General features: G+C 70.3%; 11 protein-coding genes. 6 read left to right on the top strand and 5 right to left on the bottom strand.

Annotated features, from left to right (window positions below; translation table 11 throughout):
- Window positions 1-3 precede the first annotated feature (3 nt).
- Window positions 4-1,266, top strand: a complete 1,263-nt coding sequence (locus IPK24_21125) for a hypothetical protein (protein MBK8077991.1) — start codon at window positions 4-6, stop codon at window positions 1,264-1,266.
- 68 nt (window positions 1,267-1,334) lie between these two features.
- On the opposite strand, the gene IPK24_21120 is transcribed toward IPK24_21125, so the two are convergent.
- Window positions 1,335-2,363, bottom strand: a complete 1,029-nt coding sequence (locus IPK24_21120; protein ID MBK8077990.1) for a hypothetical protein — start codon at window positions 2,361-2,363, stop codon at window positions 1,335-1,337.
- Window positions 2,364-2,877: 514 nt separating this feature from the next.
- On the opposite strand from IPK24_21120, the gene IPK24_21115 reads away from it, so the two are divergent.
- Both IPK24_21115 and IPK24_21110 read left to right on the top strand, forming a co-directional pair.
- Window positions 2,878-4,368, top strand: coding sequence for a glycosyltransferase (locus IPK24_21115; GenBank protein ID MBK8077989.1), 1,491 nt, complete (start codon window positions 2,878-2,880; stop codon window positions 4,366-4,368).
- Window positions 4,369-4,584: 216 nt separating this feature from the next.
- Complete coding sequence (locus IPK24_21110; GenBank protein ID MBK8077988.1) at window positions 4,585-4,860, top strand: isoamylase early set domain-containing protein; 276 nt, start codon at window positions 4,585-4,587, stop codon at window positions 4,858-4,860.
- A 96-nt stretch (window positions 4,861-4,956) separates the two neighbouring features.
- Here IPK24_21110 and IPK24_21105 read toward each other — a convergent pair whose 3' ends face one another.
- From IPK24_21105 to serS, 3 genes are all read right to left on the bottom strand, one after another.
- Complete coding sequence (locus IPK24_21105; GenBank protein MBK8077987.1) at window positions 4,957-5,847, bottom strand: hypothetical protein; 891 nt, start codon at window positions 5,845-5,847, stop codon at window positions 4,957-4,959.
- Window positions 5,848-5,928: 81 nt separating this feature from the next.
- The gene (locus IPK24_21100; GenBank protein MBK8077986.1) at window positions 5,929-6,726 is read right to left on the bottom strand and encodes an HAD family phosphatase; all 798 of its coding nucleotides are present in this window, start codon (window positions 6,724-6,726) and stop codon (window positions 5,929-5,931) included.
- Window positions 6,726-8,018 carry a serine--tRNA ligase gene (gene serS, locus IPK24_21095; GenBank protein MBK8077985.1) on the bottom strand — a complete coding sequence of 431 codons (1,293 nt, stop codon included), beginning with the start codon at window positions 8,016-8,018 and terminating at the stop codon, window positions 6,726-6,728. The genes IPK24_21100 and serS overlap by 1 nt, the downstream gene beginning before the upstream one ends.
- Window positions 8,019-8,115: 97 nt before the next feature.
- On the opposite strand from serS, the gene IPK24_21090 reads away from it, so the two are divergent.
- The 3 genes from IPK24_21090 to IPK24_21080 all read left to right on the top strand — a co-directional run bounded on the left by IPK24_21090 (window position 8,116) and on the right by IPK24_21080 (window position 11,925).
- Entirely contained in the window at window positions 8,116-9,171 is a 1,056-nt protein-coding gene (locus IPK24_21090) for a diacylglycerol kinase family lipid kinase (GenBank protein ID MBK8077984.1), read from the top strand.
- 672 nt (window positions 9,172-9,843) lie between these two features.
- Entirely contained in the window at window positions 9,844-11,235 is a 1,392-nt protein-coding gene (locus IPK24_21085; protein MBK8077983.1) for a helix-turn-helix domain-containing protein, read from the top strand.
- A gap of 72 nt (window positions 11,236-11,307) precedes the next feature.
- Window positions 11,308-11,925 carry a TMEM165/GDT1 family protein gene (locus IPK24_21080; GenBank protein ID MBK8077982.1) on the top strand — a complete coding sequence of 206 codons (618 nt, stop codon included), beginning with the start codon at window positions 11,308-11,310 and terminating at the stop codon, window positions 11,923-11,925.
- Here the strand turns inward: IPK24_21080 and IPK24_21075 are convergent.
- Window positions 11,815-13,143, bottom strand: coding sequence for a DUF2029 domain-containing protein (locus IPK24_21075; GenBank protein MBK8077981.1), 1,329 nt, complete (start codon window positions 13,141-13,143; stop codon window positions 11,815-11,817). The two genes, IPK24_21080 and IPK24_21075, sit on opposite strands and share 111 nt — an antisense overlap.
- Between the last annotated feature and the right edge of the window lie 11 nt (window positions 13,144-13,154).

Below are 13,154 nucleotides of genomic sequence, written 5' to 3'. Positions count from 1 at the left end.
GCCATGGGCACCGACGAGCAGCACCGACTGTCGGTGCAGTCGTCACGCCGTGAACTGGATGCCCTGGCTCAGCTCGCGCGTCAAGCCCGCCAGGATCGGCGCTGGGAGCGCCAGATGCGCCATCGGCGGATGATGCTGGCCGGTGGTGTGGCCGCGGCGATGCTCGTGACCGCAGGGATCGTCGCGCTGGTGGTGCGCAACTCCTCATCCGAGGCCACGCCCGTGGTGGCCACTGCTGCCGCCTCCTCCGGCGCACCGAGCCGGGCCACGCCGTCCCGATCACCAACACCCACGGCCACGCCGACGCCCACCCCGTCCTCGACGGCGCCGCTGTCCCAGGCGGTGCGGATGTACGGCAAACCCCGGTCGGGGTTGGCGTGGCACAGCGGGATCTGGACCGGCGGCGCGGTCACGGCTGCCCTCGCCGACCGGGCCGGGGCCTGGCGCGGCACCCCGATGGACTTCGCCACGGTCTACCCGGCCTACTCGACCTGGACCGAGATCCGCAACAGCGCCTGGGCGATGAACGACTTCTCGAGCTTCCACGGCCGCCTGGCCTATGGCCTGCCACTGCTGCCCAAGGATCGCAAGGGCCGCTGGAGCGACGTGTTGGACGGCTCCCACGACGAGGTCTTCCGGGTGATCGCCCAACAGTTGGTGGCCGCGGGCCACGGCGACGCCGCCATCCGCGTCGGGGTGGAGGCCAACGGGTACTGGTTCCCCTGGTCGGTCACGACCGACACGGTCGACGAGTACAAGGCCACCTTCCGGCGCGTGGCCGAGATCATGACCGCGGTGTCGCCGAAATTCACCTTCTGGATGGACATCAACTGCGGCACGGTGCTCACCGGATCGACCGACCGGCTCGCCCCGCTCTACCAGATGTACCCCGGCAGTGACGTGGTGGACGGCCTCTCGATGGATCACTACAACCGCTACAAGCTGCTGGCCAAGGACGAGGCCACCTGGCAACGGGCCATCGCCCCCAGCTGGGCGCCCGGACTCCGGGACGGCATCGCCTTCGCCCGGACCCACGGCATCGGCTTCGCCGTCCCGGAGTGGGGCCTGGACGGCGTGCAGGGGCCGGGCGACAGCACCTACTTCATGGACAAGATGTGGCACCTGTTCGCCGACAGCACCGATGTGCTGGTCTTCGAGAACTACTTCAGCGAACCGGACGCCTACATCAAGGGTGACCTGTTCCAGACCTCACAGAACCCGAAGTCGGCCGCCTTCTACCGCAAGTACTGGGGCCGTCGGGGCTGAGCCGGCAAGCCCGAAACGCAGTGCGCGGCCCCGACCCGAACCCGGGTGGGGCCGCGCACAGCGTGTGCTCAGCGTCCGACGCGCAGCTGATTGCCGCTGAGGTCGGTCGAGTCGGCCAGGTCGCCGGCCTCGACTCCCTGCTCGAGGGCAGCCGCAGCCACGGCGTCCGTACTGATCATCCCGGTGGCCAGCGCCGACTCGTCCACGCCGCCCTCGGTGTACTCCGCAGCACCCGAGTCCTCGGCATCCTCGACCGCGGGAGCCGGTTCGCTGTTCGGGGTCCGCATCGCGTCGCGGTCGTGGTGCACCGGGGCCTGCGGCAGGTCGACGTCCACGGCACGAAGCGCCATACCTGCGGCGGGAAGCGGGGCGGGGTCGATCCCGGTGTCCGGCGGACCGGCGTCGATCTCGGCGGTGAGCACCTTCTCGAGGGCGCCGCGCACCACCTCGAGCCGGCGCAGGGTGTCGGTGTGCACCTCGCGCAGAGCGGCGAGCCGCTCGTCCTGCAGCGAGCTGATCTGGCCCGTCCGCTGGTCGGCATCGGCGAGCACCCGGGCAGCGCGGTGCTCGGCGTCCTCCAACGTCGACTGCGACGAGGCTGCGGCGCTGGCGAGCAGGGCCTCGGCCTCGGACTTGGCCGCTGCGGCCTCCTTCTCGGCGCGCTCACGAGCGGCGGAGATGATGCCCTCGGCGGCAGAGCGAGCGGCTTCCAGCACCTTCGCCGACTGGTCCCGCGCGGCCTCGAGGGTGCTGTCGGCCTCTTCGGAGGCGCGGGCGCGCTTCTGGTCGGCCTCCTCGTCGGCGAGTCGCAGGATCTGGGCCAGACGCTCGCTGACCTCCTCGTGCTGCGGGCGGTTGGCCAACGACGACTCGGAGCGCAGCTTGGCCATGTCGTCGCGCAGCCGCTGCATGTCGCGCACGGTGCCCTCGGACTGCTCCCGAGCGGTGTGCGCATCCTCCTGAGCCGAACTGAGCTCGGCGCGCAGCCAGCCGATGTATTCGTCGACCTGGCGCTTGTTGTACCCGCGCATCGTGGTCTCGAAGAGACTGTCGATCGAGGAGTCCCCCGAGATCGGGCTGGCGTGGTCCTGAGTCACTTCGACGTCCTTCCGTACTGCGACCCGTACTACGTGACAGGTGACTTTGGCGGCCAGTGGGTGCATGGTGCAAGCCCTGGCACGTCTCTGCGCGGTACCACTATGCCTCCCCGAGGCCGCATTGGGGGCACCGTCGGGTCGTCCAAGGGTCGTTACGGGGCTCATTGACCGGGCTCGTCACACCTGCCGGTCACTCTGCGGAGCATCTGAGATGCGGTACGTACTCGGATCGCCCCACCCCCTCACGGCGCGGAATCACGAAACTCTCGATGCCCTCGCCGTCCCCGTCAAAGCGGTACAGAGCGGCCACGGGCGACATCACCGTCCGCTTCCTCCTCCAAACGACCGATCTTTGGTCACCCATGCGAACTAGTCCTTCACTCCCCGTGAATCTCGGGACTACTGTGAGCACCTGATCGGTCACAGTTAGGTGAGTATCGGTTCGATTCCGGCCATACCCGCCGCCTGAGCCAGGCGGCGGAGACACGCGACAAGAGGACCAAGAGGACGCAGCATGCCAACCCGAGTTCTCGTACTCGGAGCTCACCCCTCCCGCGGCCCCGCGCTGCGCCGCCTGTCCCGGCTGACAGCCACCGCCTGGGAACGCTCCGGCGCCCAGGTCCAGGTGCTGACCGCTCCCGACAGCCTCTCGCGCCGCGCCCCCCGCAACCAGGCAGCCGAGCACCTGGCCGCCGCCGAGAACGCGACCTGGCTCACCCGGCAGGTCCGTCGAGCCAGCGCCGACCTCGACCTGGTGCACGTGATCGACGTGCGTGACGTTCCGTATACCTCGCCTCTGGCCGACCGGGTACCCGTCGCCGTGACCTGCCACGAGCTCGACGGCCTGGCCGATGCCGCCGAGGGTGGACGACGCACCCATCCACTGCGACGACTCCGAGCCCGCGCCGTGATCCGCGGTCTGCACCGGGCCGACTCCCTCATCGCCACCAGTCGCTTCACGGCCGACGCGGTCGAGGAACTCACCGGCCGGCGGGCACAGGTGCTCTACCCGCCGCTCGATCCGAGTCTGGCCGAGCACTCCGCTCGACTCGAGGCCTGGTCACCGCCCGGCTGGCCCTACCTGATGACCGTCGGCGGCCCCGAGCCGCACACCCGGCGCGCCGAGGCCATCACGGCGTGGTCGCGGCTGCGCCGAACCGCCCATCTGGACGGCGCCTCCCTGGTGGTCGTGGGCGCCCCGCTCACCGACGACGAAGAAGACCTGGTCACCGGTTGCGGCGGCCACGTCTCGGTGTTCACCGACATCAGTGACGGCAAACTCAGCGCGCTCTACGGCCGGGCTCGCGCCGTCCTGGCCCTGGGCCGACCGCGCAGTTTCGTCTGGCCGATCGCCGAGGCCCACCGGGCCGGACGACCGGTCCTCGCCACCGATCACTCGGTGTTCGCCGAGGTCGGTGGCGCGGGGTGTGTGTACCTGCCGGTCGAGGGCATCCACCGTTTCGACGCGGGCACCTGGACCTCGATCGCCGAGGACCTGATGTCCCCGCTGGTCGCGGACCGAGGCAGCGTCAACGCCGAACGCTTCGCCTGGCATCAGTTCGCGGAGCAGTTGCCGATCAAGGCGCTCGGTGCGCTCGCCGACCGCCCGACGGCCCGGCAGTCCGCCGATCGCCCGGCGCCGCGCTCGCTCCGACTGCCGGTGGACGACGCTGCAACCCCACCGGACGAGGCGCTCGACCTGTTCGGAAACAACGACTTTCACGCCGAACTCGCCGCCGAGGCACCGGCCGCCGCGCCCGCCACAGCCACTCCCACCACTCCCGCAGCTGTCGCCACTCCCGCAGCTGTCGCCGCAATCTCGGCTGCCCCGGCTGAGGAGGGCTCCCGGCGGGCGACCTCCATCGAGTGTCCGCCCCCCTTGCCCGAGCTCGCCCCGGCGGCCTATGGCCTGGTGCTGGTCGGTTCGAACCCCGCCGGAACGCGTTACCTGCCACCGCCTTTCGTTGATCTTCAGTCCGGTGCACCGGTGCCGGTGGGCCACTGACAGGCCGTCAACGACCTCGACCTCCCCCACCCGGTGAGCCGCAGCGGGCATACTGGGGACCGGCCCGCGATGCGCTCCATCGACGCAGCGTCCCGTTCACCCGCAGGCCGGCTCCACGACCCTTGCCCGGCGGTCGTCACGTGGCGCTGCGGTTGCGCTGCGGTGGTACCGCACCCGGATGCCGTGGTGGCACAGCGCCGCCACGAGGAGGTTCCCATGATCCGCCGTAAGCCGACCGGACGTGACGTCAAGGTCACGTTCGCTCTCCCCACCGACTCCAGTCCGGCCCGCGTCTCCGTCGTGGGCGATTTCAACTCCTGGATCCCTGGCGCGCACACCCTGATCAAGCGCACCAACGGCACCCGCAGCGTCTCGGTCACCGTGCCCCGGGGCTCGGTGTACCGGTTCCGCTATCTCGCCGAGGGTGGCGACTGGTTCGACGATCCCGAGGCCGACGGCTTCACCCCCGAGGGTGGCCTGCTCCACGCCTGAGATGGCCCGAGATGGCCTGCGCTGGCCTGAGACGGGCCGAGACGCCCTGGTGCGGGCAGCGGCGACGGACGATCGTGCTCCTGGCCTAACGCGGGCCTAACGCCGCTGCCACACCTGGGTCTCGACGATCACCGTTGCCGAGCCGGGGCCGAGGGTACTCGGCGCGATGCGCAGCGCCGGCTGCACGCAGCCGAAGGTCGACATCCACCCGGCCGAACCGTGCACCGGCCGGTTCTGCACGGTGCTGACCCGTTCGTCCACCAGCGTCGCCGCGACCACCGCGGCCGGGTCGATCGCCAGCCACCGGACGAAGAACCGCTGGCGACGGCAGACCTCGTAGGCCGCCGTGCGCACCGGCAACTTCCCGACCGCGGTGAAGTACCGACCGCGTGTGATGGTCACGGTGCTGGTGGATGACGAGGTCACGGCGAACCCGGCCGGGGCGGCCGGGAACGAGGGCGGTTCCATCGGCCCATCGGCCGCTTTCAGGGTGTAGGTGAGAGTCGGCCAGTCGATCACCGCCGCCGGACGATCCGGTACATCGGAGATCCGCCGTGCCCCGGCGGACCGACGGCCCGGGTCACTGGACGCCCGGGCTGCCCGCTGGGTCACCAGTCCGGGCCCGGACAACCGCGGGGACGACGTGACCGACCGCGCGGCCTCGGCCTGCGTCGGGGACGTCGTCGGGCCGTCGACCGCAGAGCTGGGAGCCGGGGGTACGGGGGGAACCGAGGGGTAGGCGCCCGTCGAGGCATCCTCGGAGGAGGTCATCAGCGCTGCCACCGAGCCGGTGGCAGCGGCTGCGACGATCACGAATCCGACGGCGAGCGGGCTGCGTCGCCGTCGTCGAGGCCGCGCCTGCCGCCGAGTGAGCGGCGCAGCCGCCTCGATCAGCTCGATCGAGTCGGTGCATTCGGTGTCCGGTTGCCCGGTACCGGCCTCGGGCGAATCGGACGCTGTGGGGGGAAGGAGTTCACGCAGTGCCACAGAGGGATTGTTGCGCACGGAGAGTGCTCAACCGATTACTCTCAGCTCAATTCTTAGCGCGTGTCGCACCCGTCACGTCTGTCACACAGCCCTCAGCAGCGGCTCCAGCACCAGAGCCAGGCCGTCATCCTCGATCGAGGCGGTCACCTCGTCGGCTGCGGCACGCACATCCTCCCGCGCCTGTCCCATCGCCACTGCTCGGGCCGCCCAGGCGAACATCTCCAGGTCGTTGCTGCCATCGCCCACGGCCAGCGTCTGCTCCCGCGGGACACCCAACCGGGCGCGGACGACGTCCAGCGCACTGGCCTTGCTCACACCGTCGGGGGCCAGGTCGAGCCACGCCGTCCAGCCCACGGCATAGCTGACCCCGTGCAGCCCGCTGGCGGCGACCAGCTCACCGAACTCCTCATTGGTGTGCTCGACGCTGCGCACCACCACACGCGTGGCCGGCCGGTGCAGCAGGTCCTCGAACGGCACGATCCGAACCGGTCCGGTCAGTTCCCCGTCGGGGAAGGCCGCGGTCACCAGCCGGTCGCCCTCGACGTCGGCTCCCTCGACCAGGTACAACGCATCGGGCAGATACTCGCGCAACAGCTTCAGTGCCGGCGCCGGGTCGAAGGTGATCACATCGGCGATGGCGTACCCACCCGGGCGGCGCGGGTCCAGGCGCAGGGTGACCGACCCGTTGCTGCACACCGCCCAGCCGGTCGTCAGACCGAGTCGCTGCAGCACCTCGGTGGTACCCCACAGCGAGCGACCGGTGGCCAGCACCACATCGTGGCCTGCCTCGACCACCCCGCGAATGGCCGCCTCGACCCGCTCGGAGAGGTTCTCGCTCCAGTCGATGATGGTGCCGTCGATGTCGAGGGCGATCAGCATCAGCCGGCGGCCCCCGGCGCCGCCAGCACGTCCAACCCGCCGAGGTAGGGCTGCAAGGCCTTCGGCACGGCCACCGAGCCATCCGGCTGCTGGTGGTTCTCCAGGATCGAGACGATCCACCGCGTGGTGGCGAGGGTGCCGTTCAGCGTGGCCACCGGGCGGGTCGAGCCGTCGGGCGCATTCGGGTTGCGCTCACGCACCCCGAGCCGGCGCGCCTGGTACGTGGTGCAGTTCGAGGTCGAGGTGACCTCGCGATAGCGGCCCTGGCTCGGCACCCAGGCCTCGCAGTCGTACTTGCGTGCCGCGCTCGACCCGAGATCACCGGCCGCGACGTCGATCACGCGGTAGGGCAGCTCGACCTTGGCGAGCATCTCCTCCTCCCAGGCGAGCAGCCGAAGGTGCTCGTCGTGGGCGTCCTCGGGCCGGCAGTAGCTGAACATCTCGACCTTGTGGAATTGGTGCACCCGGATGATGCCGCGGGTGTCCTTGCCGTACGAGCCGGCCTCGCGCCGATAGCAGGCCGACCAGCCGGCATAGCGCCGCGGGCCGGCCGACAGGTCGATGATCTCGTCGCTGTGGTAGCCGGCCAGCGCCACCTCACTGGTGCCGACCAGGTACAGGTCGTCCGCCGGCAGGTGGTAGATCTCGTCGCTGTGCGCGCCGAGGAATCCGGTGCCGCGCATGACCTCCGGCTTGACCAGGGTCGGGGTGATCATCGGGCTGAACCCGGCTGCCACCGCCTGGTCGACCGCGCACATCAACAACGCCAGCTCGAGTCGGGCGCCCACGCCGGTCAGGAAGTAGAAGCGTGCCCCCGACACCTTGACGCCACGCTCGGTGTCGATGGCCCCGATCAGCTCACCGAGCTCGAGGTGGTCACGCGCGGCGAACCCCTCGGCGGCGAAGTCGCGCGGCGTCCCCACCTCGCGCAGCACGACGTAGTCGTCCTCGCCCCCGGACGGCGCGCCGTCCTCGATCACGTTGTCCAGACGCAGGGTCAGCGCGTCGAGCTCGGCCGCAGCCGCCTCGGCATCGGCCTTGAGGGCCTTGACCTGTTCGGCCAGGTGGCGCGTCGTCGCCAGCAGCGCGGCCTTCTGCTCTCCCGAGGCCTTGGCCACCTGCTTGCCGAGGGCATTCTGTTCGGCACGCGCACGCTCGAACCCGGCCAGACTCGAGCGGCGTCGCTCCTCGGCGGCGAGCAGCGCATCGACGAGGGACTCGTCGGCACCACGCGCGCGCTGGCTCGCACGGACGATGTCAGGGTCTTCGCGCAGCAGGCGCAGGTCGATCACCCCCCCAAGGTATCGACCCGCGGCCGTCCGGCCACTCATTTGTGGTCGTGCCCCGCCTGGTTCAGCGGCAGCGCCCGGGTGGCGCTACGGTCGGCACATGGGGAGCGGCGGCATCACCTGGGCCGTCACCGTGGTCGTCCTGGGCACGGTCCTGCCCGCGCTGGGACTGGCCGTGCGGCGGTCCCGGCGACGCCGGGCACCGAAGTCCGCCCTGGCCGCCCGCACGGACGGCACGACGCAGCGTCCTCATGTCGCGGTGGTGGTCAATCCCACCAAGATCACCGATCTGGACGCCGAGACCGCCTGGCTCGCCCGCCGATCCGTCGCACACGACCTGGCTCCCGCCACGTGGTGGCAGACCACCGTCGACGACCCCGGAACCGGGATGACCGAGAAGGCCCTGGCCGAGCAGCCGGCGGCCGTTCTGGCCTACGGCGGCGACGGCACGGTACGCGCCGTGGCGGCCGGCCTGGCCGGGACCTCCACCCCGCTGGGCATCCTGCCCGCCGGCACCGGGAACCTGCTGGCCCGAAATCTCTCCTTACCGCTGACCGATCTGGACGCCGCCCTGGACATCGCCCTGGGCACTCGCGAGCGGCGGGTCGACGTCGCCCGGGTCGAGATCGATCACTCCGGTGAGGACCACGACCCGGTGCGGGACATCTTCTGCGTGATGGCCGGCATCGGTTTCGACGCCGAGGTCATGGCGAGCGTCGGACACGAGCTCAAGCAGCGGGTGGGCTGGTGGGCCTACATCCTGGCCGGCACCCGCAAGCTCAGCGGACCGCGGGTCCGGGTGGCGATCAAGCTGGACGACCACGAGGTCGTCCACCGCTGGGTCCGCAGCGTGCTGGTGGGCAACTGCGGCGAGCTGATCGGTGGCTTCCCGCTGATGCCGGACGCCGAGCTGGACGACGGCTGGCTCGACCTCGCCGTGGTGGCACCGCGGGGTGTGGTGGGCTGGGGTGCCGTGATCGCGACCGTGCTCACGCGCAGCCGCCGGGGGCATCCCGTGGTCCAGCACCTGCGCGCCAGGACTGTCGAGATCCGCGCCGAACACCCCCTGCACGTTCAGCTGGACGGCGATGCCGCCGGCACCGCCCGCGTGCTGCGGGCCAGCGCCGACCCCCTGGCCCTCACGGTCCGCTGCTGAGGACTGTCCGCGGCCCGTCCGGATCGTCTCCGGATCGTTTCCGGGTCGTTTCCGGACCCTTGGACCACCGGCTGGGTCGGGACTGACGTCGCCGACTCGTCGGCGGCTCGTTCACTACCGACCCATCGTGCGCACACGGGTGCCCCATCGCACACTGAGTTGACGCGGCGCCGTATGACCGTAGGGGTCCAGAATTGTCATCCAGCGAATGACTGGCGAGTCACGCGAATTATGACTAGTCTGGCGTAGCGCCCTGAGAGAGGCGCCGCCCTGGCCGCGGTGAACTCTCCCAGGGCACACAAAAGCGGCAGGGGGTCCGGAGTCGTTCGGGCCATCGACTCCGGACCCCCTGCCGCGTCCTCACTCGAGCCTCTGGTCAGGCTCCTTGAGGATTCGTCAGGGATTTACATTCAGCAGCAACCACTGTGACCAGCCGTCACGGCGGCGCTACCGGTGCTGGTGAGAACACCGCCCGTCAGGGCAAGTGCAAGAGCGGCGAGGAGGGCGACGAGGGAACGACGAGTGCGCGACATGAGTGTCTCCGTTTCACGATGCGAGTCTGCTGTCACAGGCTCTTTTGACTTGGTGTCAAGGTGCATCGTGACAGAGTCATCCGTTTTGCGCACTAGTCACTTCTTTGCGTGCATGCTCACGGACGGAGAGTGATTGCGCATGGCAACCAGTGCCGACGTTCCAGTCACAAATGATCAACGGGAGTTCGCCAGCCGTCTCCAACGCCTCCGTCGAGAGGCAGGGCTGACCCAAACCCAGTTGGCCGGCGACGAGCTCTCACCCAGCTATGTGTCGCTGCTGGAATCCGGTAAGCGTTTGCCGAGCCGCGATGTTGTCGAACTCTTGGCCAAACGTCTCGGGTGCTCAGCCACTCGGCTCTGGGAGGGCCGCGTCTCGGAGCGCGAGCGTCGCATCGAACTAGAGATCGCCTACGCCCGCTTGGCCATGGCACACGGGGAAGAGAACGACGCGCGCGACCGGCTCACTCAGTTGCTCGGCGAGGGGCTCCTCGGCGTGCGGAACGAGGACGAGGTTCAGTTACTGCTGGCCCACGCCCATGAGAAGACGGGCGAGCGAACCACGGCCATCACGCTGCTGACCCCCCTCTTCGAACGCACCTGTTCTCGGACAACTCATCTTCCGGTGAGCACCGTGGCCTCACCGCTGTTCAGGTGTCACGCGGACAGCGGCGACTTCCATCGGGCACTCATGGTGGGTGAGGCAGCACTCGGCGCCATCACGAGGCAGGGGCTGCACGGCACCGAGGAGTACTACCGCCTGGCCGCCAGCCTCCTCTGGGCCTACGCCGAGGTCGGTGATCTGACCCATGCCATGGCCTGGGCGCGGTCGTTGATCCAAGAGGCCGAGGCCAGTGGGCACACCCGAGGACAGGCGTCGATCTACTGGAACGCCGCCATCGTCGCGGATGATCTCGGCGAGGTGGACGAAGCGATCTATCTCTCGCAGAAGGCCTTGGTCCAGCTCTCGGAGTCCTCCAACAGCCGTGACCTGGTCCGGCTGCGCATCTCCACCGGTCAACTCCTGCTGGGTGCCGACCCACCCCGAGCGGAGGAGTCGTGGCAGACCCTGAGGGCAGCCAAGGACCACCTCGAGGACCTCGGCAGCGCGGTGGACCGGATGCGCTGGGAGCGCACGGCCGCCATGGCACAACTGCTGCTCGGCCACCAGGAGGAATCCCTGGCACTCATTCGCCTCGCGGCGGACCGTGCCCCCGCCGAGGAGCAGGAGGAGACTGCTTCGACGCTGACGATCTTCGGGGACGTCGAGGCTGCTCGAGGCGACCGAGAGCGCGCGCTGCGGCAGTATCGAGCCGGCGTCGCGGCGCTGAGCGGCGCCATCGAGACCCGAGCCACGGCACGAGCCTGGCGCGACCTGGGCGATCGCTTCGTGGCTCTCGGCCTGGCTGACCAGGCGGCCGACTGCTTCGACCGCGCCCTGAGGATCGTCGGGGTCCACGACCGGACCGCCGCTCTCCGGGGTACCTCGACGCTGTCCCGGCACGACACCGTGGCGCCCCCTCGGCCCCGCTGACACTGACCCTTCGGCGAACGGGAACGTCGGCGCCGTCGTCGTGAGGAAACGGGACCGATACCCTGCGCCCCGATGGATATCGCGGTCGCACTCACCACATTTCTGCTCATCGTCCCCGTCGAGCTGCCGGACAAGACGTTCGTGGCCACCCTCGTGCTGGCCACGCGCTATCGCCCGCTGCCGACGTGGATCGGTGTGGGCCTGGCGTTCGCCGTCCAGTGTCTGATCGCGGTCACCCTCGGCGGGCTGCTCACGCGACTGCCACACCGCCCGGTGACCGCGGCGGCCGGCGTCCTGTTCCTGGTGGGAGCCCTGGTGCTCTGGCGCGGCGCCGCGCAGGCCGACACCGAGGAGGCGGAGACCGAGCAGGAGTTCGAGGGCAAGCTGCGCCAGGGAGTCTCCGGTCTGCGGGCCGTCGGGGCCAGCTTCCTCGTCCTCTTCCTCGCCGAGTGGGGCGACCTGTCCCAGTTGCTCACCGCCGGCCTGGTGGTGCGCTATCAGGACCCGGTCTCGGTGTTCGCCGGAGCCTGGCTCGCGCTGCTGCTGGTCTCGGGCATCGGTGCCATCGCCGGGCGGACGCTACTGCGCTTCGTCCGCCTGTCCCGCGTGCGCCGCATCGGCGCCACGGTGTGCGCCGTCCTCGCGGTGCTCACGCTCCTGTCGGCCGCTGGAGTCCCCACCCCGGTGTGATCCGGCGTCAGCCGCCAGGGCAGGGCGCGCGACCAGGCGCCACAACAACACCAGCGCCGCCACGGCGAGCAGCGTGTAGGACTGCTCGACCACGTGGCCCACGCCGCTGACCAACGGCCCATGCCCCGGCCAGGATCCGCCCCACCACGGCAGCGGCAGCAGCAACACCACGGTCACGGCCGCCGCCGCGATCTGTCGGGCTCGCACCCGCCCGTCGCCGATCAGGGCACCGATCACCGCGATCCCCCAGTGCCAGTGGTGGATCCACGACACCGGCGACATCAGCACCGCGACCATGCCCACGGCAGCCACCACGGCCACCGGTTGGCCGATCCGGTGCAACCGCACCGACAGGCCATAGCCCAGGACGCCGATCACGGCCACGATCACCAGCCAGACCACCGACTGCACCGCCGGTGTCGAGGGCCCGATCCGCAGCAGCGCCCCGCGCACCGACTGGTTCGACACGCCCGCGTTGGGGCCGAGTCGCGCCGGATCCCACATCGCATCGGTCCAGAACGCGACGCTCGCCGACGGGGCCACCGCGGCCGTGACCAGCGTCGCGCCCGCGGCAGCTGCCAGGGAGGCGCCCAGGGCACGCCACCGCCGGGCCACCGCATAGTGCAGCCAGAAGGCCGCCGGGGTCAGCTTGATCGCCGCCGCCAGTCCCACCAACGATCCGGTCGGCCACCACCGGTCGCGCTCGACCCCGCGGCGCGCGGCGTCTGCCAGACACAGCGCCACCACCACCGCATTGACCTGCCCGAACCGGAACCCGTCGGCCACCGGTGCCAGGTGAACCAGCACGGCCGCCAGCAGGGCCTGCACGGTGGTGCCCCACGGCCCGGCACGCTCGATCAGAGGGCGGAACGCGATCCCCGTGCTCCACCAGAGCAGCACCAGCTGAAAGGCCGACCAGGCCCACCCCGCCACGGCGAACGGCACCAGGGCCAGGGGAATCGCGGCGATCGCCGAGAACGGCGGGTAGGTGAACGGCAGGAACTGCGGCGCCCCGGTGAGCCAGTCGTAGACCGGCCGGCCGATGAGCAGGCTCGTCGCGCCGTCCCGGTAGACCTCGAGATCGAGCTGCCACAACTCGCCGGGGTAGGTGAGCAGGTAGCGGAACAGCACCTGCGCGGCCGAGAGCGCGAACACCATCAGCGCCGCCGGCGCCGCCAGCGCTGGGACGGAGACGCGCGAGGGGCGCTCGATGGTCACCGCGCCATTCT

The organism is Kineosporiaceae bacterium, assembly GCA_016713225.1.
In the GTDB taxonomy this organism is placed as follows: domain Bacteria; phylum Actinomycetota; class Actinomycetes; order Actinomycetales; family Kineosporiaceae; genus JADJPO01.
This window is presented reverse-complemented; position numbering and strand designations above follow the sequence as displayed.

What these genes read in the sequence shown, in the direction of transcription:
- IPK24_21115 (MBK8077989.1), top strand. Translation starts at nt 2,878, where the DNA reads ATGCCAACCCGAGTTCTCGTACTCGGAGCTCACCCCTCCCGCGGCCCC.
- IPK24_21080 (MBK8077982.1), top strand. Translation starts at nt 11,308, where the DNA reads ATGGATATCGCGGTCGCACTCACCACATTTCTGCTCATCGTCCCCGTC.
- IPK24_21090 (MBK8077984.1), top strand. Translation starts at nt 8,116, where the DNA reads ATGGGGAGCGGCGGCATCACCTGGGCCGTCACCGTGGTCGTCCTGGGC.
- IPK24_21110 (MBK8077988.1), top strand. Translation starts at nt 4,585, where the DNA reads ATGATCCGCCGTAAGCCGACCGGACGTGACGTCAAGGTCACGTTCGCT.
- IPK24_21100 (MBK8077986.1), bottom strand. Translation starts at nt 6,726, where the DNA reads ATGCTGATCGCCCTCGACATCGACGGCACCATCATCGACTGGAGCGAG.
- IPK24_21085 (MBK8077983.1), top strand. Translation starts at nt 9,844, where the DNA reads ATGGCAACCAGTGCCGACGTTCCAGTCACAAATGATCAACGGGAGTTC.
- IPK24_21125 (MBK8077991.1), top strand. Translation starts at nt 4, where the DNA reads ATGGGCACCGACGAGCAGCACCGACTGTCGGTGCAGTCGTCACGCCGT.